Below are 20,744 nucleotides of genomic sequence, written 5' to 3'. Positions count from 1 at the left end.
GTCGGTGTTCAGCGCACGACGTACAGACATCGCGCCTCACTGGTAAGCCGTGCACGCGATCCGCGGTAGACGGGGACGCATGCACACCGACGCCGTGACCGGGCCCGTGACCGTCTTCTGCGACGAGCAGGCGGTGCTCGTCGAGAGCATCGTCTGGGACCCGACCGCGGAGCGCCTCCGCTGGACCGACATCACCCTGGGCCTGCTCACCACCGCGCGGGCCGACGGAACGGTCGAGTCGAGCGTCGCCCTGCCGCCGCCCCTCGCGAGCTTCCAGCCCCGCGCGGGCGGTGGCTTCGTCGCGGCGCTCGGCGACACCGTCGTGCTCACCGACGAGCGCGGCGTCGTGGAGCGCGAGCTGGCCCGGGTCCGCCACGCGACCGGGGACATGCGCTTCAACGAGGGCAAGTGCGACCCGTTCGGCCGGTTCCTGGTCGGCAGCATGGACCTCTCGGACCAGGACCCGGCCGGCGCGCTGTACGCCGTCGAGCCCGACGGCTCGGTGCGTGTGCTCCGGGGCGGCTTCGGTGTGACGAACGGCATCGAGTGGTCGGCCGACGGCAGCGTCATGTACGTCACCGACACGAGCACGTCGACGATCTACCGCGGTCCGTACGGTCCGGACGGCGAGCTCGGCGAGCTCGAACCGTTCGTCAGCGGTGCCGCGCACGACGGACTGGTCCGTGACGACGAGGGCTGCTTCTGGACCGCGGTCTACGGCAGCGGCCGCGTCGAGCGGTGGGACGCCTCGGGTGCACACCTCGAGACGGTGGAGGTCCCGGCGCCGAACGTGACGTCGGTGGCGTTCGGCGGACCCGACATGTCGACGCTGTTCATCGGCACCGCGCGCGAGAACAGCACCGAGGAGCAGCTCGAGCAGTACCCGCACTCGGGCGCGGTCTTCGCCGTCGAGACCCGGGTGCACGGGGCCCCCGCTGCCGCGTTCGGCGGCTGAGCGGCGGGTATCGTGGGCGGTCGCCGATCCCAGGAGGCCCCGTGCACGAACAGGACGAGCGGACCCCGCCGCCCGCACCCGCTCCCGACCCCGCCGGTGCGCTCGCGCACGCGGAGGACGCGGACGTCGAGGTCGAGGTCGACCGCATCGCCGTCGACGGCACCTACGTCCGGGTGAGCTCGATCGGGCACCCCGGTGACCGCGCCTTCGTCCTCGTCGCCGGCCTGGGGATCGCCGCCACCTACTACGAGCGGCTCGCCCCGCACCTCAACGAGGACGGACCCGTGCACGCCCTCGACCTGCCGGGCTTCGCCGGTGTCCCGCGGTTCAGCGGTGCGGTCTCGATCGAGCGCTACGCCGACGCGGTCGAGCACGTCACCCGCGAGCTCCGGCTCGAGGACCCCGTGCTCGTCGGGCACTCGATGGGCACCCAGGTCGTCACCGAGGTCGCCGCGCGGAACCCGCACATCCGCGACCTCGTGCTCATCAGCCCCGTCGTGGACAGCAGCGCCCGCAGCATCCGGACCTCGGCGCTCCGGTTCCTGCGGTCGGCGCTGCACGAGCCCGCCGCGGTGCGCTGGCACGCCGTCACCGCGTACGCCCTGTGCGGCTGGCACTGGTTCCGCCGGGTGCTCCCGCGGATGATCGCCTTCCCGATCGAGGAACGCGCACCCGAGGTGCGGGCCCGTACCCTCATCGTCCGCGGGGAGCACGACGCGATGGTGCCGCGCGACTGGGTCCGGTCGCTCGCCCGGGTGTTCCCGCACGCCGTCCTCCGCGAGGTCGTCGACGGCGCGCACTCGGTGATGCACGCCCAGGCGGACGCGGTCGCCCGGCTCGCCGTCGCCCACGTCGACGGACGCATCACGGACCGCGGGGTCGGCTCGCTGCAGCGCGTCCGCGACGACACGACGTCGTCCGACCTCGCACGGCTCGGCCCGACGGACGCATGGCTGGTCGTGAAGTCCCGCTTCATCGAGCTGTCCGGCATGGCGAAGGGCGACGACGAGCAGCTCGAGCGGGCCAAGTCCGCGCACGCCGTCGCGATGGCGGACGGTGACGGGATCCCGGTGGACCCGGCCGACCGTGCCGAGGTGGTCGACGAGGTCGCGCCCGAGGAGCGCGGACAGCACTGACCCGTCGCAGCGGCTGCTGTCCGCTACGGCGTGATCTGACCCGGCAGCATGTCCCGGGTCAGCGCGTTCGCCTCGGCGAGGACCTTCCGTGCCTCGTCGGTCTTGCCCGACACGTTCCAGAGCAGCACACCGCGCACGGTGTCGTCGTCGTCCAGGTAGTACACGACTCCCGTCGTCAGCGGCTCCTGCCAGTCCTCGACCGTGTGCAGCTGCGTCGAGACCTGCCCGACCGCTTCGTACCCCGTGTCGAAGACGTTGGAGTAGAACATCGGCGTGTGGTCGTAGGTCTCGTCGGCGTCGGCGAGGTTGCGACCGGCCTGACGGCCCTGCTGCTGCGCGTTGTCGACGTGCTCGACCCGGCGGGTCCCGAGGATCCGGTCCGGGTACTCGGCGACGTCGCCGGCGGCGAAGACCGAGTCGTCGTCCGTGAGCAGCGTCGACGACACGACGATGCCGTCGCGCACGGTCAGGCCGGCGTCGGCGGCCAACTGCGTCTGCGGCTCGATGCCGAGTCCCGCGACGACCGCGTCGGCCTCGACGACGGAGCCGTCGTCGAGCGTCAACGAGACCCCGCCCTCGGTCTCCGTGCCCTGTTCGACACGACGACCGGTCCGGAGCTCGACCCCGTGGTCGACGAACCGCTGCTGGAAGGCCCGCGCGAGGTCGTCGGGGAACATGTGCCCGCCGAGGACCTCGTCCGGGGTGACGAGCGTGACGCGGGCGCCGTTCTGCACGATGCCGGCGGCGATCTCGGTGCCGATGTAGCTGCCCCCGACCACGGCGACGTGCGCACCGGCGTCCGCGAGCTCGCGCAGGCGCCGGTAGTCGGCCGCGCTCCGGTAGTCGAGCACGCGCGACGACGGGGACAGTCCGGGCAGGCTGCGCGGCTTCCCGCCGGTGGCGAGCAGCAGCCGGTCGTACCCGTGGGTCTGCCCGTCGGAGGTGGTGACGGTCTTCGCCCCTCGGTCGATCGCGATCACCACGGTCCCGAGCACGAACGTCGCGCCGGTCTCCTCGGTGTGCAGGTCGACCTTCTCGTCCCAGCTGAACTCCGGGTCGGTCCACAGCTTCTTCGAGAGCGCCGGACGGGCGTAGGGCCGGTCGACGTCCTCGCTGATGATGCCGATCGAACCGTCCGCGTCGATCTCTCGGACGCCGCGGGCAGCCGCGTCGGCCACCATCCCGCCCCCGACGATGAGGTACCGGAAGTCGGTCATGGGTCTCCTAGATCGTGGCGACCGAGCCGGAGTCGACCCGGTAGTTCGAGCCGTTGACGAAGCTCGCCAGCTCGGAGCACAGGAAGGCGACGACGTTCGCGACCTCCTCGGGCTCCCCGCGGCGGCCGAGTTCCATGTACGGGCGTTCCTCGTCGAGGAAGCTCGAGATCGCCTCGTCGAACGAGGTGCCGAGCTGCTTCGCGCGCTTGTCCATCATGGCGTCGGTCATCGGCGTGTGGATGAAGGCGGGGCTGACGGTGTTCACGAGCAGACCCTCGGAGGCGTACGAGCGCGAGAGCCCCTTCGCGAACGACAGCACACCGGCCTTCGCGGCGCAGTAGGGGAGTTCGTCGTCGTACGGCTGCGAGGCGTCCTCGGACACCAGGTACACGATGCGTCCCCAGCCGCCCTTCCGCAGGTCGCCGAGGAACTCGCGCGTGATCCGCACCGGTCCCATCAGGTCGACGTCGATGGTGTCGAGCCACCCCTGCTCGTCGATCTCGTGGAACATGCCCTGGGCGCCGGTGACGCCCGAGGACTGCACGAGGATGTCGATCTCGCCGACGGCGTCGCGCACCCTGTCGTGCAGCGCGGCGAGGCTCTCGGGCTTCGTCACGTCCGCGGCGAAGGCGAACAGCTTGCCGTGGGGTGCTTCGAGTTGGTCGGCGCTCGTGTCGAGCCGCCCCTGGTCGATGTCGGTGACGACCACGGTCGCACCCTCCGCCAGGAGGATGCGGGCCGTGTTCCAGCCGATGCCGGAGTCGCCGCCGAAGACGAGCGCGGTCTTGCCCTGGATCCCGAGGTCCACGCGACGTCCCTACTCGTGCTCGGACGCCTCGGCGACGGCCGGGGTCGTGGCCGCGGCGAGCGGCGTGCGCGGCTCACGGTTCTCGGCCGAGACCATCCAGGCGAGCTGCTCGAGGCGCTCGATGAAGCCGTGGAGCAGGTCGGCGGTGGTCGGGTCCTCGTCGTCGACCTCGTCGTGCACGTCGCGCATGGTGCCGGTGGTCTGGTAGAGCCGCAGCGTGATCAGGTCGATCGCGTCGTGCGTGTCGATCTCGCCGTCGGGGAAGGCGTCGAGGTGCGTGCCGGCAGCGACCGTGGCAGAGCGGCCGTCCGGGATCGCGTAGAGGGCGCGCATGCGCTCCGCCATGTCGTCCGCGAACTCACGAGCGGCTTCGACGATCTCGTCGAGCTGCAGGTGCAGGTCGCGGAAGTTGTGGCCGAGGATGTTCCAGTGCGCCTGCTTGCCCTGCAGGTGCAGGTCGATGAGGTCCACCAGGACGGCCTGGAGGTTGGCGGCGAGCTTGTCCGATGCGTGCATGATCGGCTCCTTTCGCGGTCGGTGACCCTTCAGGTCTACGCGGTCACGCGGCGCGCGTTCCCAGAGCACGTGCACCCGGGCGTCCCCCGCCCGGTCCTGACCCGGCGTCAGTGCCCGGGAGCGGGGTCCACCTGGTCGACCGCGTCACGCATCCGCTCGAGGAACGTCGCGACGGCGCGGGCGTCATCGGCGGACAGCCCCTCCGCGATCGACATCATGCGCCGGTGCATCACGCCGAGGGTGGCCCGGACCTCGTCGTCGGTCTCGGTGGTGGGCGTGATCACGAGCGCACGCCGGTCGGTGGGGTGCGGGTCACGCCGGACGTGGTTGGAGCGTACGAGTCGGTCGATCAGGATCGTCGTCGACGCCGACGAGATCCTGAGGTAGGCGGACAGGTCCTTCGGCTTCACCGTCCGGCCGGCGCGTTGGGCCTGCAGCAGGTACCGGACGGCGAGCAGGTCGGTCTCGCCCATGCCCATGGAGTCGCGCGTCCGCCGGCGCATCGCGGTCTCGGCGGCCCGGTAGCGGCGCAGGGCGTTCAGCACGGCGACGCCGCGCTGGGTGGCGTCGTCGTCGGGGAACCAGTACCCGGACGGCTCCGTGGTCTCCTGCGTCGACATGCCGTTCAGGGTAACCCGTCTGGTATCTCGTCCATCTAGCGGGTCCGCGCCCGGTGGACAAGTCGATGCGTCCGCATCGGACGGACGGGAGGCGCGGCACCCGCTGGCACCGCGCCTCCCGTCCGTGAGCGGGTCGCGCCCGCGACCGGTGCGGCTCAGGCGGCGGCGCGCTCGTCCGCCGCGCCGGCGAGCGCGCGGAGCGCGCCCTGCACGAGCTCGGTGACCTCGGCGTCCTCGCGGGGGTGGGTCTCGGCGAACCGGACCACCGACTGCGGGATGGCGACCTTGACGTCCTCCAGGACCTTCGCGCCCGCGATGCCGGCGGCCTTGCGGGCGTCGTCGTGGGCCCAGACGCCGCCGTACTGACCGAACGCCGAACCGATCACGGCGAGCGGCTTGCCGGAGAGCGGCGAGGCGCCGAACGGCCGCGAACCCCAGTCGAGCGCGTTCTTCAGCACGGCCGGGATCGTGCCGTTGTACTCGGGCGTGACGAGGAGCACGGCGTCCGCGGCGGCCACGGCGTCACGGAAGGCGACGGCGGCAGCCGGCGGGGTGTCGCCGTCGATGTCCTCGTTGTAGAAGGGCAGGTCGACGATCCCGTCGAAGGTCGTGAGCGAGATGCCCTCGGGGGCGTGCTGTTCGGCGGCCTCCGCGAGCTTGCGGTTGATCGAGCCGGCGCGCAGGCTGCCGACGAGGACGAGGACGTTCGTCATGGTGGATCCCTTCTCCCCGTGACCGTTCGGCCACGCAATGGTGTCAGCGACAACCAAGTCGCGAGCCGGACACGCTATTCCCCGTCGTGCCCGGGCCTGGTCCCGTCACACCGGTCCGTCGGTACGGTGACCGTGTGAGCACCTCCCGGACGCCCGCCAGCAGCCCGCGCACGACCGACCCGGACTGGTGGCGCCAGGCCGTCGTCTACCAGGTGTACCCGCGGAGCTTCGCGGACACCGACGCCGACGGCCTCGGGGACGTCGCGGGCATCACGAGCCGTGTGCCCTACCTGGCGTCGCTCGGCGTCGACGCGGTGTGGCTGTCGCCCTTCTTCCCGTCGCCGCTCGCCGACGGCGGGTACGACGTCGCCGACTACCGGGACGTCGACCCCCGCCTCGGCTCGCTCGACGACCTCGACGCCCTCATCCGCACCGCCCACGAGCACGACGTCCGTGTGATCGTCGACGTCGTCCCGAACCACACCTCGGACCAGCACGAGTGGTTCCGGCAGGCACTGGTCGCGGCCCCCGGTTCCCCCGAGCGTGCACGCTACGTGTTCCGCGACGGCGCCGGGGAGTCGGGCGAGCTGCCGCCGAGCGACTGGGTGTCGAACTTCGGCGGCAGCGCCTGGACGCGGGTGCCGGACGGGCAGTGGTACCTGCACCTGTTCGCGCCCGAGCAGCCGGACCTCGACTGGTCGAACCCCGAGGTGCGCGCGGACTTCGAGGACACGCTGCGCTTCTGGTCGGACCGCGGGGTGGACGGCTTCCGGGTCGACGTCGCGCACGGGCTCGCGAAGGACCTGTCGACGCCGTACCGCCCGTCGAACGGGGAGTCGCTGCCGCTCGACGGCTCCGACCCGCTCTACGACCGCGACGAGGTGCACGAGGTCTTCGCGTCGTGGCGCACCGTGCTCGACGAGTACGACCCGCCCCGCGCGGCGATCGCCGAGGCGTGGGCCCCGGCGCCGCGGCGCGTGCTGTACGCGCGTCCGACCGAGCTCGGGCAGGCGTTCAACTTCGACCTGCTCGAGTCGCCGTTCGACGCCGGGTCCTTCCGGACGATCATCGAGCGGAACCTCGCCATGTCCGAGGAGTCGGGCGCGTCCTCCACGTGGGTCCTGTCGAACCACGACGTGGTCCGGCACGCCACCCGCTACGGTCTGCCCGAGGGCACGGACACCGACGCCTGGCTGTTGACCGACGGCACCGAGCCCGAGCTCGACCGAGCGCGGGGTGCGCGGCGGTCGCGCGCGGCGACCATGCTGGTCCTCGCGCTGCCGGGGTCGTCGTACCTGTACCAGGGCGAGGAGCTCGGCCTGCACGAGGCGCCGGCGATCCCGCACGACCTCCTGCAGGACCCGAAGTGGATCCGCACCGGGCACACCGTCAAGGGGCGCGACGGGTGTCGCGTGCCGATCCCGTGGACCCGGACCGGGCCGTCGTTCGGCTTCGGGGACGTGGCACCGCACCTGCCGCAGCCCGCTGACTTCGGAGCCTCCTCCGTCGAGGCCGAGGACGACGACCCGGACTCGACCCTCTCGCTCTACCGGCGGGCGACGGCTGCACGCCGCCGGCTCCAGCGCGGTGAGGAGCTGCGGTGGCTCGACGCCGGCGACGACGTCGTCGCGTTCGCCCGGCACGACGGGTGGCGCGCAGTCATGAACTTCGGCACGACGCCGGTGCCGTTGCCCGAGGGGTCCGTGGTGCTCGCATCGGGTCCGCTCGACGCCGGGGACGGCCTGCTGCCGGGGGAGACCACCGTCTGGCTCGAGTGATCGCAGCTGGTCCTGCACAGCGGCGCCGTCGGCAGGGGTTCTCCCCAGAAGCCACCGACGCCTGCTGAGCGGGCTGCCCCGATCGCGACGATCGGGGCATGACACACACCACCATCCCGACAGCCGTCCACCGCGACGGACGCCCCCGGCGACGCCGGACCGTCGGCGCCCTGGCGAGCGGACTGCTCGCAGCGGCGGTGCTCGCCGCCCCGGCGTTCCTGCCGTCGAGCTCGTCGGCCGACGACCTCGCGTTCCCGTACGTCGACCGCTTCGACTCCGCCGCGGGCGGCACCCTGAGCGGCGATGCGCACGTGGTCGACGGACGGCTCCGCCTCACCGACCAGACCAACGACCAGGCCGGTGCCTGGTCGACGGACGACACCTTCCGCTCGGACCTCGGCCTCGACATCGAGTTCGACTACGCGATGTACAACGACGTGGGCGACCAGGGGGCCGACGGGCTGCTCCTGTTCCTCGCGGACGGGTCTGCCGCACAGGGCGTCGGCTCCTTCGGGGCAGGGCTCGGGTACGCCTGCCGCACTGAAGCGACCCAGGGCGGTGGCGCCCACTGCGACCTGCCGGGCGTCCCCGGAGGGTTCGCTGCCGTCGCGGTCGACCACTACGGCAACTTCTCGCAACGGATCAACGGCTCCGGCCTCGGTCGACGTCCGGACAGCGTCGTGGTGCGTGGGTCAGGTGACGGGACGGACGGCTACCGGTACGTCGACGGCGCACCCGCTCCCGGTGGGACGACCACCGACGGGCCGACGATGCGCAAGGTCCGGGTGAGCCTCGTCCCCGGGCAGGTCGGCGAGCTGTTCCTGACCGTGCGGCTCGAGGACGGGGGCGTGCTCCGCACCGTCCTCGACCGCGTGCCGCTGCACGGCGACTCCCAGGCGCCGCTGCCGGACACGCTCCGGCTCGGCTTCGCGGCGGCGACCGGGAGCTTCGTCGACCGCCACGAGGTCGACGACCTCCGTGTCTCGCAGCCCGTCGACCTCGCCGTGGCACAGGAGGCCCCGGCGCTCGCGACACCCGGCCACCCCTTCGCCTACACCGTGACCGCGACCGACGCCGGGCCGAACCGGTCCGACCCCAGTGCACTGCAGGTGGACGTGCCGGACGGCCTGCGGGACGTCTCGTGGACCTGCACGGCGACCTCCGGGTCCACCTGCGGGACGACCTCCGGCACGGGCGACGTCGACGAGGGGCTCGACCTCGCTGCCGGCGGCTCGGCGACGGTGACCGTCACCGGCACCGTCGCGGACGACGCCACGGGGACGCTCGACAGCACCGCGACCATCACGCCACCGGCATCGCTGTCCGACGTCGACGAGTCGGACAACCGCTCGGCGGTGTCGAGCCCGGTCGGTGCGGCACCCGACCCCGAGGCACAGCTGGAGACCGACAAGTCGGCGTCCCCGTCGACCGGCGTCGCGCCCGGTGACGAGGTCGAGTACCTGGTCACCGCACGGAACCGCGGGCCGGACGCCGCGCAGGACGTCGGGGTGGTCGACGACCTGCCGCCCGCGATGTCCTTCGTCGGCTCCGACGATGGCTGCACCGCCGACGGGCAGTACGTGACCTGTCGCTCGGACGAACCCCTCGCCGTCGGGGAGCGTCGGTCGTTCCGGATCCGCGCCGTGCTCGACCCGGACTACGCCGGCGACGGCTCCGACGTGGTGAACGTGGCGACCGCGACGTCCCCGACGGACCCGGACGGTGGCGACCCGTCCCCGGAGGTGATCATCGGTGTCACGGTGCCGGACGACGGCTCCGACGGGGGTGACCACGACGGGGCCGGGGAACGTCCCTCGCCCACGCCGGTGCCGACGTCGGACCCCACGGGGACGGCGTCCGGCAGGCCGACCCCGGTGCCGGCTGCCGCCGGTCGACCGGCTGGCGACCAGGGGCGCGGGCCGCACGCGCTCGCCTGGACCGGTGCCGAGGGACTCGGCCTGCTCGGTGGTGTCGCGGCGGGTGCGATCGGGCTGGGAGCCGCAGGACGGTGGCTCGCGCGTCGACGGACGACGGCCGACCACGAGGGGTGACGACCGCACGTCCGGCCCCGGTGCCGGTCGCGGTCCGTACCGACCGCGACCGGCCCGGTCGGTTCCCCGGTGCGCCGGCGGTAGACTCGGACCACGATCCGCATGCCCGAAAGAGGTCCTGTGTCCGACTCCGTGGACGACGCCGGCCAGCGCGCGCGGTACTGGCCGATCCCCGTCCTCCGGGCCGTCCCAGCCGCGGTCGTGGCCCTCGTCATCACCTTCTCGTCCAACCACGCCGCCGGCTACGGCCTGCTGCTCTTCGGCGGGTTCGTGATCGTCGACGCGCTCGTGCTCGGGTGGGCCGCCCGCAGTCGGATGTCGCTCGACGAGCGGTCGCGCCGGACCACGCTGGTGCAGGCGGTCGTGTCCCTCGTCGCCGGGGTCACCGCAGTCGCCACGAACGGCGTCGGGCTCCCGGCGTTCATCACGGTCGTCGTCGGGTGGGCGGTGCTCTCGGGGGGACTCGAGCTCGCTCAGGGACTCCGCGCCCGCGGACGGTCGCCGTTCGCCCGCGACTGGACGACGATCGGCGGCCTCACCCTGCTGCTCGCCGTGGCCTTCCTCGTGACGCCGCCGGACTACTCCCGGCAGCTCGGCGGTGTCGAGCAGGTCACCGGCACCCTGGACGCCGCAGTCGTCCTCGTCGGCCTGCTCGGCGCCTACCTCGCCATCGCGGCGGTCTTCCACGTGATCGCCGGACTCTCGCACAAGTGGGGCACGGCCGCTCCGGCCGCGGCCCCGGACGGAGCACCACACGCATGACCACCCCCAGCCGTCGCGACCGCCTGCGCCCCGCCGAACTCCTCGTGATCTCGGCGGTCATCGCGGTGTTCACCGGAGCGGTCGTGCTCTTCTCGACGCGGGAGTTCGAGCTCGCCCTGGTCTTCCTCGGCGTCGCCTTCATCGTGGTCGTGGTGGTCCTCGCCATGCTGCAGCTCGCGGCGTCCAGTGACCAGGACGACAACGACATGCTCGGCGGGCACAAGGCGCCCGGGGAGCAGACGGACGGCGACGACTTCCACTGACGTCCCCACCGGGCAGGTGGGAGCCGGCCCGGACGTCACCCCACGCGGGCGGCGACGATGTCGCGGGCCAGCGTCCGTGTGGCGCGGTTCGGCTCCGAGCCGGACCGCATCGCGAGCCCGATACGTAGGGGGTCAACCTCGTCCTCGAGCTCGAGGACCGCTCCGTCGTGCCGGACCCCCGAGTCCGGGACGACCCCGACGCCGAGTCCTGCCGAGGCGAACCGGATCACGGCCGGCATGTCGTTCATCTCCGCCACGACCCGTCGGCGGATCCCGAGCCGATCGAGGGCGGCGTCGAGGATGAGCCGGTTGCCGAACCCGTGCGCAGTGTCGATGAACGGTTCGCCAGCGAGCTCCGAGAGCGACACCGAGCGGCGTCCGGCGAGCGGGTGGTCGGCGGCCGTGAAGACCCGGAAGGGCATCTCGCGCAGCGGTTCGACGACGACGCCTGCCGGGACCGACGGCAACCCGGTGTAGGCGAGGTCGAGCCGTCCGGCGACCAGGTCCTGCACCAGGCCGGTCGTCCCCGTCGGCGAGGTCATCAGCTCCACGGCCACGAGCGGGTGCCGCTGCCGGAAGCGCCGCAGGACCCCGGTCAGGTCGACGATGTCCATGCTCGTGAAGATGCCGAGCCGCACCCGTCCGCGCAGGTCCGCGTCGTCGACGGTCGCCAGGTCGCGCATGCGGTCGAGCGCGTCGAGCACGGCGTGCGCGTGGGGGAGCAGGTCCTCGCCGGCGGTGGTCAGCACGAGGCGTCGGCCGGTGCGGTCGAAGAGCCGGACGCCGAGCGAGCGTTCGAGCGAGGCGATCCCGGCGGAGACCGTCGACTGCGCGGCCCACAGGCGCTCGGCGGCACGGGTGACACCGCCCTCGGCAGCGACGGCGACGAACTGTTCGAGCAGACGGGTCTCCACCGTCTGAGTATCGATCGGATCGATGGTTGCCATCAAGAGCATCCGTTGGACTCGATACGCTCCGCGGAGCACCATCGAGGCATGTCCTCGATCACCGCCTCCGCCCCCACCGTGGGCGCAGCCTCCGAACGCACGGCTCCCGGACGGGTCCCTGCCCCGCGCGGCCGCCGTGCCCACTCCCGCCGACGGCACGGCTTCGGCTTCTGGGCCGTGGCGTTCGCGTTCCTGTCGGTGATGGCCTTCGCGACCGTCCCGGCGCCCCTCTACGTCATCTACCAGGCACGGGACGGCTTCCCGACGTTCACGACCACGGTGGTCTTCGCCGCCTACGGCGTGGGCGTCGTGGCCTCGCTCTTCCTGGCCGGACACCTCAGCGACGTGCACGGTCGACGCCCGCTGGTCCTCGTGTCGATCGCGCTCGAACTGGTCGCGGCCGTGCTCTTCCTGCTCTGGGACGACGTCGCCGGCCTCGTCGTGGCGCGCCTGGTGACGGGGCTCGGGGTCGGGCTCCTCACCGCGACGGCGACGGCGCACCTCGGCGAGCTCCGCGTCCGGGCGACCGGGTCGTCGGCCTCGGCGCAGGGCGCGAGCGTCGCAGCAGGGGCCGTCAACCTCGGTGGTCTCTCGCTCGGTGCGCTCGTCGGCGGCGCGCTCGCCGAGTACGTCGGGCAACCGCTCGTCGTGCCCTACGTCGTGTTCGTGGTCACCCTCGCCGTCGCGTTCGTCGTCGTCCTCGCCGCGCCCGAGACCGTCGACCGTCCGGAGGAACCGGTTCCCTACCGACCGCAGCGGATGGTGGCTCCCGAGGGGCAGGCGGGCGTGTTCTGGGCGGCCGGTACCGCGGCGTTCGCCGCCCTGGCGGTGCAGGGACTCTTCACCTCGGTGGCCCCGACCTTCCTCGGCACGACCTTCCACGTCACGGACCGGCTCGCCGCGGGGGCGACCACCTTCGGGGTGTTCGCCGCGAGCGCCGTCTCGCAGATCGTGTTCGCGAAGCTTTCCCAGCAGCGGCAGATCCGTCTCGGGCTGGTCCTGCTCGTGGGCGGCCTGGTGGTGCTCGCCGTCGCCGCGGTGCTCCTGCAGGTCGCGGGGTTCATCGGCGGCGGGGTGGTCGCGGGAGCCGGCGTCGGGCTGCTGTTCCGGGCGTCGATCGCCCGAGCGGGGTCGCTCGTCGGGCCGGAGCGCCGCGGCGGGGTCCTCGCGGCGACGTTCCTCATCGCGTACGCGGGGCTGACCGTGCCGGTGGTGGCGGTCGGCGCAGCGCTCCTGGTCGTGCCGACGCTCCCGGTGCTGCTCGGCTACGTGGTGTTCGTGGTCGTGCTGGCGCTCGTCGCGGGCACGCGGTTGGCGGCCCGCGCGGAGTAGCACCGGACGGGACCACGGCCGCGGCGTCGGACCAGGCGGTGCTGGTCCGACGTCGCAGCGCTGGTCCGACGTCGCCTGCGCCGCACCGCCCGGCCCGCACCGCCCGGCCCGCACCGCCCGCCCCGGCTCACACCGCCCTGGCCCGAGCCGCCCGGCATACTGGGACGCATGCCCCAGCAGCGTCGACGTCCGGTCGTCACCGCCGTCGCCGCCGTGATCGCCGCCGGCCTCGTCGCCGGCGGCTTCGCCCTGACGGCCCAGCGCAGCGGCGAGGACCCGGTGATCGGAGGCGGCGCCGACACCGTCGCACCGAGTGCCACCGCCGCCGACGGTGCCGCCCGCGACGGCACGGTCACGATCACCCGGACGGGTCCGGACCTGCCCGGACCCGACGTGCTCGACCGCTGCGACCGCGACAGCCGTGCCGTGGTCGCCCGCTACGACACGACGGCGCTCGGGCGGGTCGTGCTGCAGTGCGGCACCTCGGGTCAGGGCTACGAGCACATCCGTGTCCGGCACACCGCGGACTGGCGCGACGTCGTGACGGGGCACGGCTCCAGGGACTGGGACGACGCCGTGCTGACCGCCGTGCGGACGGTGCTCGAACGCCCGGCCGACGGGTACCCCGAGGACGTCGGCGACGGCAAGGTGTGCTTCGCGGCGCCGGTGCGCTTCGACGACGGCTCCCGCCCGGAGGGGGAGCCGTTCGTGCGCGTCATCGTCTCCGCGACCACCGGCCGCGTCATCACGGCCTTCCCGACCGACGACGGCGGCTGCTGACCTCCGCACCCGACGCGCAACGACCTGGCACCCCGCCGTCGCGCCGTCCTGCCCCTAGGCGTGCACCTCGTGCTCGTGCCGCCGGTGCGAGACCGGTTCGAGCTGGAAGGTCGAGTGCTCGACGGGGACGTCGAAGTGCTCCGCGACACACTGTTGGAGCTCGTCGAGGATCCGCGGCGCATGAGCGGTCGAGAAGCAGTGGTCGTCGACCACCACGTGCGCCGTGAGGTTCGGTACGCCGGTCGCGACGAGCGTGGCGTGCAGGTCGTGCACCTCGATCACGTGGTCGAGCTCGAGGATGTGCCCGCGCACGTCGTCGAGGTCGAGCCCCGGCGGGGTCGACTCGAGCAGCACGTTCGCGGTCTCGCGCAGCAGCCGGACCGCGCGCGGCAGGATGAGCAGCCCGATCAGGATCGCGGCGATCGAGTCGGCCCGCTCCCACCCGGTCAGCATGAGCACGACGGCCGCGGCGATGACCGCGACGGAGCCGAGGGTGTCGTTGAGCACCTCGAGCCGCGCCGCCCGCGAGGTGAAGCCCTCCCCGGAGGCCCGGGCAAGCACGCCGTACGCGACGAGGTTGCCGACGAGCCCGACGACGCCGAAGACGAGCAGCGGTCCGGAGTGGACCTCCGCCGGCACGAACAGCCGCTGCACCGCCGAGATGACGACGTAGACGCCCACGGCGAGCAGGATCGCCGCCTGCGCCGTCGCGCCGAGCACCTCGGCCCGTTGGAACCCCCACGTCCGCTGCGCCGTCGGCGTCCGCCGCGCGAGACGGGTCGCGACGAGACCGATGCCGAGGCCTCCGGTGTCGACGACCATGTGCCCGGCGTCGACGAGCAGGGCGAGCGATCCGGTGGCGACCGCCCCGACGACCTCGGCGAGCAGGATGCCCGCCGAGATGCAGAACGCGACGAGCAGCGCGCGCTCGGAGGCGCCGGCGTGCCCGTGCGCGTGGTCGTGTCCCATGCCCCAATCGTAGGGAGCGGGACCGACGCCGTGCCAGGATCACGTCGTGACCCGGTCGCCCTACGAACTGAGCACGCCGTCCGACGTCCTCGCCCGGCTGCACCCGCGCCTCCGCACCTACTTCGGAGCGGTCCCCCCGGGTCACGTCGGTCTCGGTGAGGGCGTCTTCGACGTCGTGGGGACGCCCCGGCGCTGGCTCTGGCCGCTCCTGGCGTGCTTCGCGCGGGACGCGGTGATGTTCCCGGTGTGGGAGCGGGACGTCCCCTTCACGGTCGAGAACCGTCCGGCTCGCGTCGGCCGCGGGGCGACCACCGGACGCGAGGCACAGGTCGCCGTCCGCGCGCACCGCACCTTCCGGTTCCGCTCCGGCACGCGCACGATGGTGGACGCCATCGCAGCGGAGCCGGACGGGCTCGTCGACCACCTCGGTCGCCGTGGGCGGGTGGGTGCGCTGCTCCGCGCGGAGGTCGACGCGCACGGGCCGGAGGCGGGCGCCCTGCGCCTGGTGTCCACACGCGTGACGTTCCGTGCGCTGGGACGGGGGTGGAGCCTCCCGACGGTCCTCGCACCGCGCGTGACGCTCGTGGAACGATTCGATGACGATGCCGACGTGCAGCGCGTGTCCCTGGTGCTCGCGACCCCGGTCCTCGGCACGCTGTACCGGTACGAGGGCGCGTTCCGCTACCGGATCGTGCCGGACACCGGACGGGGGAGACGATGAGTGACGAGACCACCGACGCGCCGCTGGGCCGTGTCGTGCTCGCGGGGGCGAGCGGCTTCGTGGGGCGGTACCTGCAGGACGCGTTCCGCGACGAGGGGTACGAGGTCGTCACGGTCGGTCGCGTCGGCGACGCCGTGTGGGGGAACACCCTGCGCATCCGCGAACTCGTCGACGGTGCCGCACTCGTCGTGAACATGGCGGGCAAGAGCGTGAACTGCCGGTACGGGCGGCGGAACCGGGCGGAGATCATCCGGTCCCGGGTCGACACGACGCTCGAACTGGCCGAGGCGATCCGCACCGCCGAGCACCCGCCGCCGCTCTGGGTGAACGCGTCGACGGCCACGATCTACCGGCACGCCGACGACCGGCCGCAGGACGAGGCGACGGGTGAGCTCGGTGCGGGGTTCTCCGTCTCCGTGGCGAAGGCGTGGGAGCACGCCCTGTTCGCGGCCGACCTGCCGCACACCCGTCGTGTCGCGCTCAGGATGGCGATCGTCCTCGGCGACGGCAGCGCCCTCGTCCCGCTGCTCCGCCTCGCGCAGGCGGGACTCGGCGGGCCGCAGTTCGACGGGCCGTGGTTCCCGACGCGCTCCCGGCTGCGTGCCGGCACCTACCACCACGACCGGCACACCCGGGGGCGGCAGCGGTTCAGCTGGGTGCACATCGCCGACGTCCTCGGGGCGATCCGCTTCGTGCGCGACCACGAGGACCTCGACGGGCCGGTGAACGTCTCCAGCCCGGAGCCGTCGGACAACCGCACGGTGATGGCGACCATCCGCGACGCCGTCGGCCGGCGCTTCGGGCTGCCGACGTGGCGGTGGATGCTCGAGATCGGCTCGTTCGTGATCCGCACCGAGACGGAGCTCGTCCTGAAGAGCCGCTGGGTCGTGCCCACGCGGTTGGTCGAGGCGGGCTACGAGTTCCGGTACCGCCACCTGCGCGGAGCGCTCGCCGACATCATCGCGGAGCGCCGGCAGCACCGGGGCTGACCGGCTCCGGCTCGTGGGGTGCGGCCGGAGGCGCCGGCGTCCACACGAGACGGCCCGGTCACACCGAGACGGTCCCGGAATCGGCGGCGTCTCGACGCACCGGCGGTGCCTCGGTGTCCTCGGGAGCGAGCGCCACCGGCGCCACCGGGAGCGGGGGCGCGGTCCTGCCCGTCCGCGACGACCACAGGACGGCGGCCACGACCACGGCTCCGGCCACCACCTCGACCAGGTCCGGCACCTCGCCGAAGGCCGCCCACGACGCGAGCACGCCGACCACGGGCACGAGCATGGAGAACGGCGCCACCGTGCTCGACGGGTACTTCCCCATCAGCCGCGACCAGATGCCGTAGCCGACCAGGCTGCCCGCGACCACGATGTAGAGCAGTCCGAGGTCGGCGGGCAGCGCCGACGCCGTGAACGCCGTGCCGAACGCCTGCCCGACCCGTGCCGGCCCCTCGACGAGCAGCGACAGCGCGAACATCGGGACGGGCGGCACGACCGCCCACCACAGCGTCAGGTGCAGCGGGTTGACCGGTCCGGTCCGCCGCGTCGCCACGTTGCCGAGCGCCCAGCCCAGGGCGCCGCACAGCACGAGCACGACCGGCAGGAGCGCCGCGGTCTGCGCCCGGTGCACCGCGATGACGCCGAGGGCCGCGACGGCGACGGAGACCCCGACGACCTGCCGGGCGGTGAGTCGTTCACGGAGCAGGATCCCGGCGAGCACGACCGTGAACGGTGCCGACGCCTGGATCACCAGCGACGCGAGCCCCGTGGGCATCCCGGCAGCCATGCCGAGGTAGAGGAACGCGAACTGCAGCACGCCGAGGGTCGCGCCGACCAGCAGGATCCAGCCGAAGCGGACCTTCGGCCGCGGCACGAACAGGATCGTCGGGACCGCGAGGAGCGTGAACCGCACGGCCGCCAGCAGGAACGGCGGCCAGTGGTCGAGCGCGATCGCGGTGGCGGGGAAGTTCAGCCCCCATGCCACGGCGACGACGAGGGCGAGGATGCGGTCGCGGAAGAGCACGTGTCGATCGTCCCGTACGAGAAGCGGTAGCACCAGCGAACGATCCGACAGCGACGTTGTAGGGTCTCTGCATGGTCGGCTTCGACATCGCCCTGCTGCCGGTCCTCCGCGAACTCGCCGAACGGGGGAGCGTCACCGCGGTCGCCGCCGCCACCCACCGGACGCCGAGCGCGGTCTCGCAGCAGCTCCGCACCCTGCAGCGCCAGGCCGGCGTCCCCCTGGTCGAACGGGCCGGACGCGGTGTCCGGCTCACGGCGCACGGCCGCGCGCTGGCGGGCATGGCCACCGGGGTCGCGACGGCGCTCGCCACCGTGGAGTCGGCGTGGGCCGAGCACCTGGCGGGCGTCAGCGGGACCGTCGACCTCGCGGTGTTCCCCTCGGCGGCGGAGCTGCTGTTGCCGGGCCTCCTGACCCGCATGCGGGAGCACCCGGGCATCGTCCTCGAGCTCTCCGACGTCGACGTGAGCGAGGGGGAGTTCGCCCCACTGACCGCCGACCACGACGTCGTGATCGGCCACCGCCCGGACGGCGCTCGGCGCGCGGACGGCACCGAGGTCGAGACCCTCCCCCTGCTCCGCGAACCGCTCGACGTCGCCCTGCCGCTCGACCACCCCCTTGCCGGCCGTGAGCGCGTCCACATCGAGGACGTCGTCGACGAGACCTGGATCGGCGTGCCGGAGGACTACCCGATCGACCGGGTGCTCACCGCGATGGCGGCCGCGTCGGACACCCCGCCGTCGGTCGCGTTCCGCACGATCCACCTGCCGGTCATCGAGAACCTGGTGGCAGCGGGACACGGGATCGCCCTCGTGCCCCGGTACACCTCGGGCACCCGCGCGCCCGGTCGGTTCCGGCTGGCGACGCTCGCGGACGTCCGGGCCGGACGCCGGATCGAGGCGCTGGTCCGGCCGGACCGTGCGGTCCGTCCCGCCGTACGGACCGTCCTGGAGGCCCTGGTCGCCGAGGCGACGGCCGTCACCACCTGACGCGGTGCGGCGAGCGGCGGGGCCGCCCCGCGCCTCCCGTCCGACGCCGTCCCGTCTCGATCGCGAAACGCAACGTGGGCGGTTCCGCGCAGCGGAATGTCGCTGCGCGGAACCGCCCACGTTGCGTGTTGCGGAAGGGGACGGGTCACACGTCCAGGTGGTCGACGAGCTCGTCGGCCAGGCCCGTGTACGTCGCCGGGGTCAGGTTCGTCAGGCGCGCCTTGGCACCCGAGGAGATGTCGAGACCGTTCACGAACTCGACCAGTTCCGCCTGGCCGATGCGCTTGCCGCGGGTGAGCTCCTTGAGCATCGCGTACGGGTCCTCGATGTTCGACTGCCCGGCCGTGACCTCGGCGCGGATCACGGTCTGGACGGCCTCGCCGAGCACCTCCCAGTTGTGGTCGAGGTCCTCGGCCAGACGGGTCTCGTTCACCGCGATCTCGCCGAGCCCGCGACGCAGGTTGTCGAGCGCGAGCAGCGAGTGCCCGAACGCGACGCCGATGTTCCGCTGCGTCGTGGAGTCGGTCAGGTCGCGCTGCAGGCGGCTCGTGACGAGCGTCTCGGACAGCGTGGAGAACAGCGCCGACGAGATCTCGAGGTTCGCCTCGGCGTTCTCGAACCGGATCGGGTTGATCTTGTGCGGCATGGTCGACGAGCCCGTGGCACCCGCCACCGGGATCTGCGTGAAGTACCCCATCGAGATGTAGGTCCACACGTCCGTCGCCAGGTTGTGCAGGATCCGGTTCGCGTGGCGCACCCGGTCGTACAGCTCGGCCTGCCAGTCGTGCGACTCGATCTGCGTCGTGAGGGGGTTCCACGTCAGGCCGAGGCCCTCCACGAACTCCTTCGACAGCGCGGGCCAGTCGGCCTCCGGGTCGGCGGCGAGGTGGGCCGAGAAGGTGCCCGTCGCGCCCGAGAACTTGCCGAGGTACTCCCCGTGCTCGATCTGCGCCAGGACGCGCTCGAGGCGGTAGACGACGACCGCGAGCTCCTTGCCGAGCGTCGTCGGCGTCGCGGGCTGGCCGTGCGTGTGGGAGAGCATCGGGACGGCCCGGAGCTCCTCGGCCATCGTGCGCAGCGTCGCGAGGACGGCGCGGTAGGCCGGCAGCCAGACCCGGTCGACGGTGTCGCGCACGGTGAGCGCGTAGGACAGGTTGTTGACGTCCTCGCTCGTGCACGCGAAGTGCGTGAGCTCGGCGATCGCGTCGAGCCCGAGCTCGGACAGCCGACGGCGGACGAAGTACTCGACGGCCTTGACGTCGTGTCGCGTCGTCGCCTCGATCTCCGCGAGCTCGGCGATCTGCTCCTGGCCGAAGGTCTCGACGACCCGGCGGAGCGCGGCCTTGTCGTCGACGCTGAGCGGCGACGTGGTGAACATGGCGTGGTCGGTCAGGAAGATGAGCCACTCGACCTCGACCACGATGCGCGCGCGGTTGAGGCCGGCCTCGGAGAGGTGCTCGCCCACCGTGTGCACGATCGGGTAGTACCGCCCGTCGAGCGGGCTGATCGGCTGCGGGGGAAGGGGGGTCATGGGGCTCCCTGACGGACTGCCGGTTCGAGTTGGCGGAAGAGCGCCCGGCAGGCCCGCTCGACGGTCGAGAGCACTCGGTCGAACTCGTGCCGGTCCGCGTAGTACGGGTCCGGCACGTCGGTCTGCTGGGGCCAGGCGTCGTCGTACCGCAGCAGGAGCGTCACCTTCGCGGCGTCGTCCATCGTCGGTGCCCACGAGCGCAGGACGCGTTCGTGGGAGCGGTCGAGTGCGACCACCAGGTCGAGGTCCGGGAACCGGTCCGGGTCGAACTGGCGGGCGCGATGCCTGCTGCCATCGTATCCGCGTGCCGCCAGCGCTGCGATCGTCCGCTCGTCGGCGGGTTCCCCGACGTGCCAGTCGCCCGTGCCGGCGGACTCGACCTGGAAGCGGTCGGACAGCCCGGCGTCCGCGGCGATCTGGGCGAACACGATGCCGGCCATCGGCGACCGGCAGATGTTCCCGCTGCAGACGAACGACACGCGGAAGGGTGCGGGGCCGTCCTCGGTCATGTGCACATCATGGCGCAGCCGGCTGACGTCCGCGACGGCGGTGCGGCCCGGGCCCACGCCGCCGGTTCCTGCCCGAGGCGCCAGCGGCGGGCAGGCGGTGCCGGTGGGGAGCGGCACGGCGGGACCGTCGCCGT

21 protein-coding genes are annotated in these 20,744 nt (G+C 72.9%); 11 read left to right on the top strand and 10 right to left on the bottom strand.

Annotated features, from left to right (window positions below; translation table 11 throughout):
- The first annotated feature begins 79 nt into the window (after positions 1-79).
- Positions 80-955 carry an SMP-30/gluconolactonase/LRE family protein gene (locus tag DEJ23_RS13630; RefSeq protein ID WP_111240778.1) on the top strand — a complete coding sequence of 292 codons (876 nt, stop codon included), beginning with the start codon at positions 80-82 and terminating at the stop codon, positions 953-955.
- Positions 956-996: 41 nt separating this feature from the next.
- On the top strand, positions 997-2,091 hold the full coding sequence (locus tag DEJ23_RS13625) for an alpha/beta fold hydrolase (RefSeq protein WP_181429272.1): 1,095 nt from the start codon (positions 997-999) through the stop codon (positions 2,089-2,091).
- A 23-nt stretch (positions 2,092-2,114) separates the two neighbouring features.
- Here the strand turns inward: DEJ23_RS13625 and DEJ23_RS13620 are convergent, their stop codons facing one another.
- From DEJ23_RS13620 to DEJ23_RS13600, 5 genes are all read right to left on the bottom strand, one after another.
- Positions 2,115-3,308 (bottom strand): NAD(P)/FAD-dependent oxidoreductase, encoded by a 1,194-nt coding sequence (locus tag DEJ23_RS13620; RefSeq protein WP_111240776.1) that lies wholly within the window; start codon positions 3,306-3,308, stop codon positions 2,115-2,117.
- A gap of 7 nt (positions 3,309-3,315) precedes the next feature.
- Complete coding sequence (locus DEJ23_RS13615; protein WP_111240775.1) at positions 3,316-4,116, bottom strand: SDR family NAD(P)-dependent oxidoreductase; 801 nt, start codon at positions 4,114-4,116, stop codon at positions 3,316-3,318.
- A 9-nt stretch (positions 4,117-4,125) separates the two neighbouring features.
- Positions 4,126-4,632 carry a Dps family protein gene (locus DEJ23_RS13610; protein ID WP_111240774.1) on the bottom strand — a complete coding sequence of 169 codons (507 nt, stop codon included), beginning with the start codon at positions 4,630-4,632 and terminating at the stop codon, positions 4,126-4,128.
- A 107-nt stretch (positions 4,633-4,739) separates the two neighbouring features.
- Complete coding sequence (locus DEJ23_RS13605; protein ID WP_111240773.1) at positions 4,740-5,252, bottom strand: MarR family winged helix-turn-helix transcriptional regulator; 513 nt, start codon at positions 5,250-5,252, stop codon at positions 4,740-4,742.
- 155 nt (positions 5,253-5,407) lie between these two features.
- Positions 5,408-5,965 carry an NADPH-dependent FMN reductase gene (locus DEJ23_RS13600; RefSeq protein WP_111240772.1) on the bottom strand — a complete coding sequence of 186 codons (558 nt, stop codon included), beginning with the start codon at positions 5,963-5,965 and terminating at the stop codon, positions 5,408-5,410.
- Between the two features lie 134 nt (positions 5,966-6,099).
- Between DEJ23_RS13600 and DEJ23_RS13595 the strand changes: the two genes are divergently transcribed.
- The 4 genes from DEJ23_RS13595 to DEJ23_RS13580 all read left to right on the top strand — a co-directional run bounded on the left by DEJ23_RS13595 (position 6,100) and on the right by DEJ23_RS13580 (position 10,819).
- Positions 6,100-7,743 (top strand): glycoside hydrolase family 13 protein, encoded by a 1,644-nt coding sequence (locus DEJ23_RS13595; protein ID WP_111240771.1) that lies wholly within the window; start codon positions 6,100-6,102, stop codon positions 7,741-7,743.
- Between the two features lie 98 nt (positions 7,744-7,841).
- Positions 7,842-9,794 carry a DUF11 domain-containing protein gene (locus tag DEJ23_RS13590; protein WP_111240770.1) on the top strand — a complete coding sequence of 651 codons (1,953 nt, stop codon included), beginning with the start codon at positions 7,842-7,844 and terminating at the stop codon, positions 9,792-9,794.
- Between the two features lie 120 nt (positions 9,795-9,914).
- A complete protein-coding gene (locus DEJ23_RS13585) occupies positions 9,915-10,556 on the top strand; it encodes a DUF308 domain-containing protein (RefSeq protein WP_258375556.1) in 642 nt (213 codons plus the stop codon).
- Positions 10,553-10,819: a hypothetical protein gene (locus DEJ23_RS13580; RefSeq protein ID WP_111240768.1), complete on the top strand. Its 267-nt coding sequence runs from the start codon at positions 10,553-10,555 to the stop codon at positions 10,817-10,819. The genes DEJ23_RS13585 and DEJ23_RS13580 overlap by 4 nt, the downstream gene beginning before the upstream one ends.
- 35 nt (positions 10,820-10,854) lie before the next feature.
- On the opposite strand, the gene DEJ23_RS13575 is transcribed toward DEJ23_RS13580, so the two are convergent.
- A complete protein-coding gene (locus DEJ23_RS13575) occupies positions 10,855-11,766 on the bottom strand; it encodes a LysR family transcriptional regulator (RefSeq protein WP_181429271.1) in 912 nt (303 codons plus the stop codon).
- A 48-nt stretch (positions 11,767-11,814) separates the two neighbouring features.
- Here DEJ23_RS13575 and DEJ23_RS13570 point away from each other — a divergent pair, with 48 nt between their 5' ends.
- Both DEJ23_RS13570 and DEJ23_RS13565 read left to right on the top strand, forming a co-directional pair.
- On the top strand, positions 11,815-13,098 hold the full coding sequence (locus tag DEJ23_RS13570; RefSeq protein ID WP_111240766.1) for an MFS transporter: 1,284 nt from the start codon (positions 11,815-11,817) through the stop codon (positions 13,096-13,098).
- Positions 13,099-13,266: 168 nt separating this feature from the next.
- The gene (locus DEJ23_RS13565; protein ID WP_111240765.1) at positions 13,267-13,878 is read left to right on the top strand and encodes a hypothetical protein; all 612 of its coding nucleotides are present in this window, start codon (positions 13,267-13,269) and stop codon (positions 13,876-13,878) included.
- A 54-nt stretch (positions 13,879-13,932) separates the two neighbouring features.
- Here the strand turns inward: DEJ23_RS13565 and DEJ23_RS13560 are convergent, their stop codons facing one another.
- A complete protein-coding gene (locus tag DEJ23_RS13560) occupies positions 13,933-14,847 on the bottom strand; it encodes a cation diffusion facilitator family transporter (RefSeq protein ID WP_111240764.1) in 915 nt (304 codons plus the stop codon).
- Between the two features lie 46 nt (positions 14,848-14,893).
- On the opposite strand from DEJ23_RS13560, the gene DEJ23_RS13555 reads away from it, so the two are divergent.
- The gene (locus tag DEJ23_RS13555; RefSeq protein WP_111240763.1) at positions 14,894-15,568 is read left to right on the top strand and encodes a DUF4166 domain-containing protein; all 675 of its coding nucleotides are present in this window, start codon (positions 14,894-14,896) and stop codon (positions 15,566-15,568) included.
- Positions 15,565-16,557: an epimerase gene (locus DEJ23_RS13550; RefSeq protein ID WP_111240762.1), complete on the top strand. Its 993-nt coding sequence runs from the start codon at positions 15,565-15,567 to the stop codon at positions 16,555-16,557. Before DEJ23_RS13555 ends, DEJ23_RS13550 begins: the two co-directional genes overlap by 4 nt.
- Positions 16,558-16,615: 58 nt before the next feature.
- Here the strand turns inward: DEJ23_RS13550 and DEJ23_RS13545 are convergent, their stop codons facing one another.
- Positions 16,616-17,584, bottom strand: coding sequence for an EamA family transporter (locus DEJ23_RS13545; protein ID WP_111240761.1), 969 nt, complete (start codon positions 17,582-17,584; stop codon positions 16,616-16,618).
- A gap of 71 nt (positions 17,585-17,655) precedes the next feature.
- Here DEJ23_RS13545 and DEJ23_RS13540 point away from each other — a divergent pair, with 71 nt between their 5' ends.
- On the top strand, positions 17,656-18,570 hold the full coding sequence (locus DEJ23_RS13540; protein ID WP_111240760.1) for a LysR family transcriptional regulator: 915 nt from the start codon (positions 17,656-17,658) through the stop codon (positions 18,568-18,570).
- Between the two features lie 145 nt (positions 18,571-18,715).
- Here the strand turns inward: DEJ23_RS13540 and purB are convergent, their stop codons facing one another.
- Complete coding sequence (gene purB / locus DEJ23_RS13535; protein ID WP_111240759.1) at positions 18,716-20,101, bottom strand: adenylosuccinate lyase; 1,386 nt, start codon at positions 20,099-20,101, stop codon at positions 18,716-18,718.
- Positions 20,098-20,610, bottom strand: coding sequence for a low molecular weight protein-tyrosine-phosphatase (locus DEJ23_RS13530; RefSeq protein ID WP_111240790.1), 513 nt, complete (start codon positions 20,608-20,610; stop codon positions 20,098-20,100). The genes purB and DEJ23_RS13530 overlap by 4 nt, the downstream gene beginning before the upstream one ends.
- Between the last annotated feature and the right edge of the window lie 134 nt (positions 20,611-20,744).

This window comes from Curtobacterium sp. MCSS17_008 (assembly GCF_003234185.1).
In the GTDB taxonomy this organism is placed as follows: Bacteria; Actinomycetota; Actinomycetes; order Actinomycetales; family Microbacteriaceae; genus Curtobacterium.
Note: the sequence above shows the minus strand (reverse complement) of the source record. Positions and strands in the feature narration are given on the sequence as shown.

Coding starts and splice junctions, on each gene's coding strand:
- DEJ23_RS13580 (WP_111240768.1), top strand. CDS start 10,553: ATGACCACCCCCAGCCGTCGCGACCGCCTGCGCCCCGCCGAACTCCTC.
- DEJ23_RS13530 (WP_111240790.1), bottom strand. CDS start 20,610: ATGACCGAGGACGGCCCCGCACCCTTCCGCGTGTCGTTCGTCTGCAGC.
- DEJ23_RS13575 (WP_181429271.1), bottom strand. CDS start 11,766: ATGGCAACCATCGATCCGATCGATACTCAGACGGTGGAGACCCGTCTG.
- DEJ23_RS13570 (WP_111240766.1), top strand. CDS start 11,815: ATGTCCTCGATCACCGCCTCCGCCCCCACCGTGGGCGCAGCCTCCGAA.
- DEJ23_RS13565 (WP_111240765.1), top strand. CDS start 13,267: ATGCCCCAGCAGCGTCGACGTCCGGTCGTCACCGCCGTCGCCGCCGTG.
- DEJ23_RS13630 (WP_111240778.1), top strand. CDS start 80: ATGCACACCGACGCCGTGACCGGGCCCGTGACCGTCTTCTGCGACGAG.
- DEJ23_RS13550 (WP_111240762.1), top strand. CDS start 15,565: ATGAGTGACGAGACCACCGACGCGCCGCTGGGCCGTGTCGTGCTCGCG.
- purB (WP_111240759.1), bottom strand. CDS start 20,101: ATGACCCCCCTTCCCCCGCAGCCGATCAGCCCGCTCGACGGGCGGTAC.
- DEJ23_RS13620 (WP_111240776.1), bottom strand. CDS start 3,308: ATGACCGACTTCCGGTACCTCATCGTCGGGGGCGGGATGGTGGCCGAC.
- DEJ23_RS13560 (WP_111240764.1), bottom strand. CDS start 14,847: ATGGGACACGACCACGCGCACGGGCACGCCGGCGCCTCCGAGCGCGCG.
- DEJ23_RS13605 (WP_111240773.1), bottom strand. CDS start 5,252: ATGTCGACGCAGGAGACCACGGAGCCGTCCGGGTACTGGTTCCCCGAC.
- DEJ23_RS13590 (WP_111240770.1), top strand. CDS start 7,842: ATGACACACACCACCATCCCGACAGCCGTCCACCGCGACGGACGCCCC.
- DEJ23_RS13610 (WP_111240774.1), bottom strand. CDS start 4,632: ATGCACGCATCGGACAAGCTCGCCGCCAACCTCCAGGCCGTCCTGGTG.
- DEJ23_RS13540 (WP_111240760.1), top strand. CDS start 17,656: ATGGTCGGCTTCGACATCGCCCTGCTGCCGGTCCTCCGCGAACTCGCC.
- DEJ23_RS13600 (WP_111240772.1), bottom strand. CDS start 5,965: ATGACGAACGTCCTCGTCCTCGTCGGCAGCCTGCGCGCCGGCTCGATC.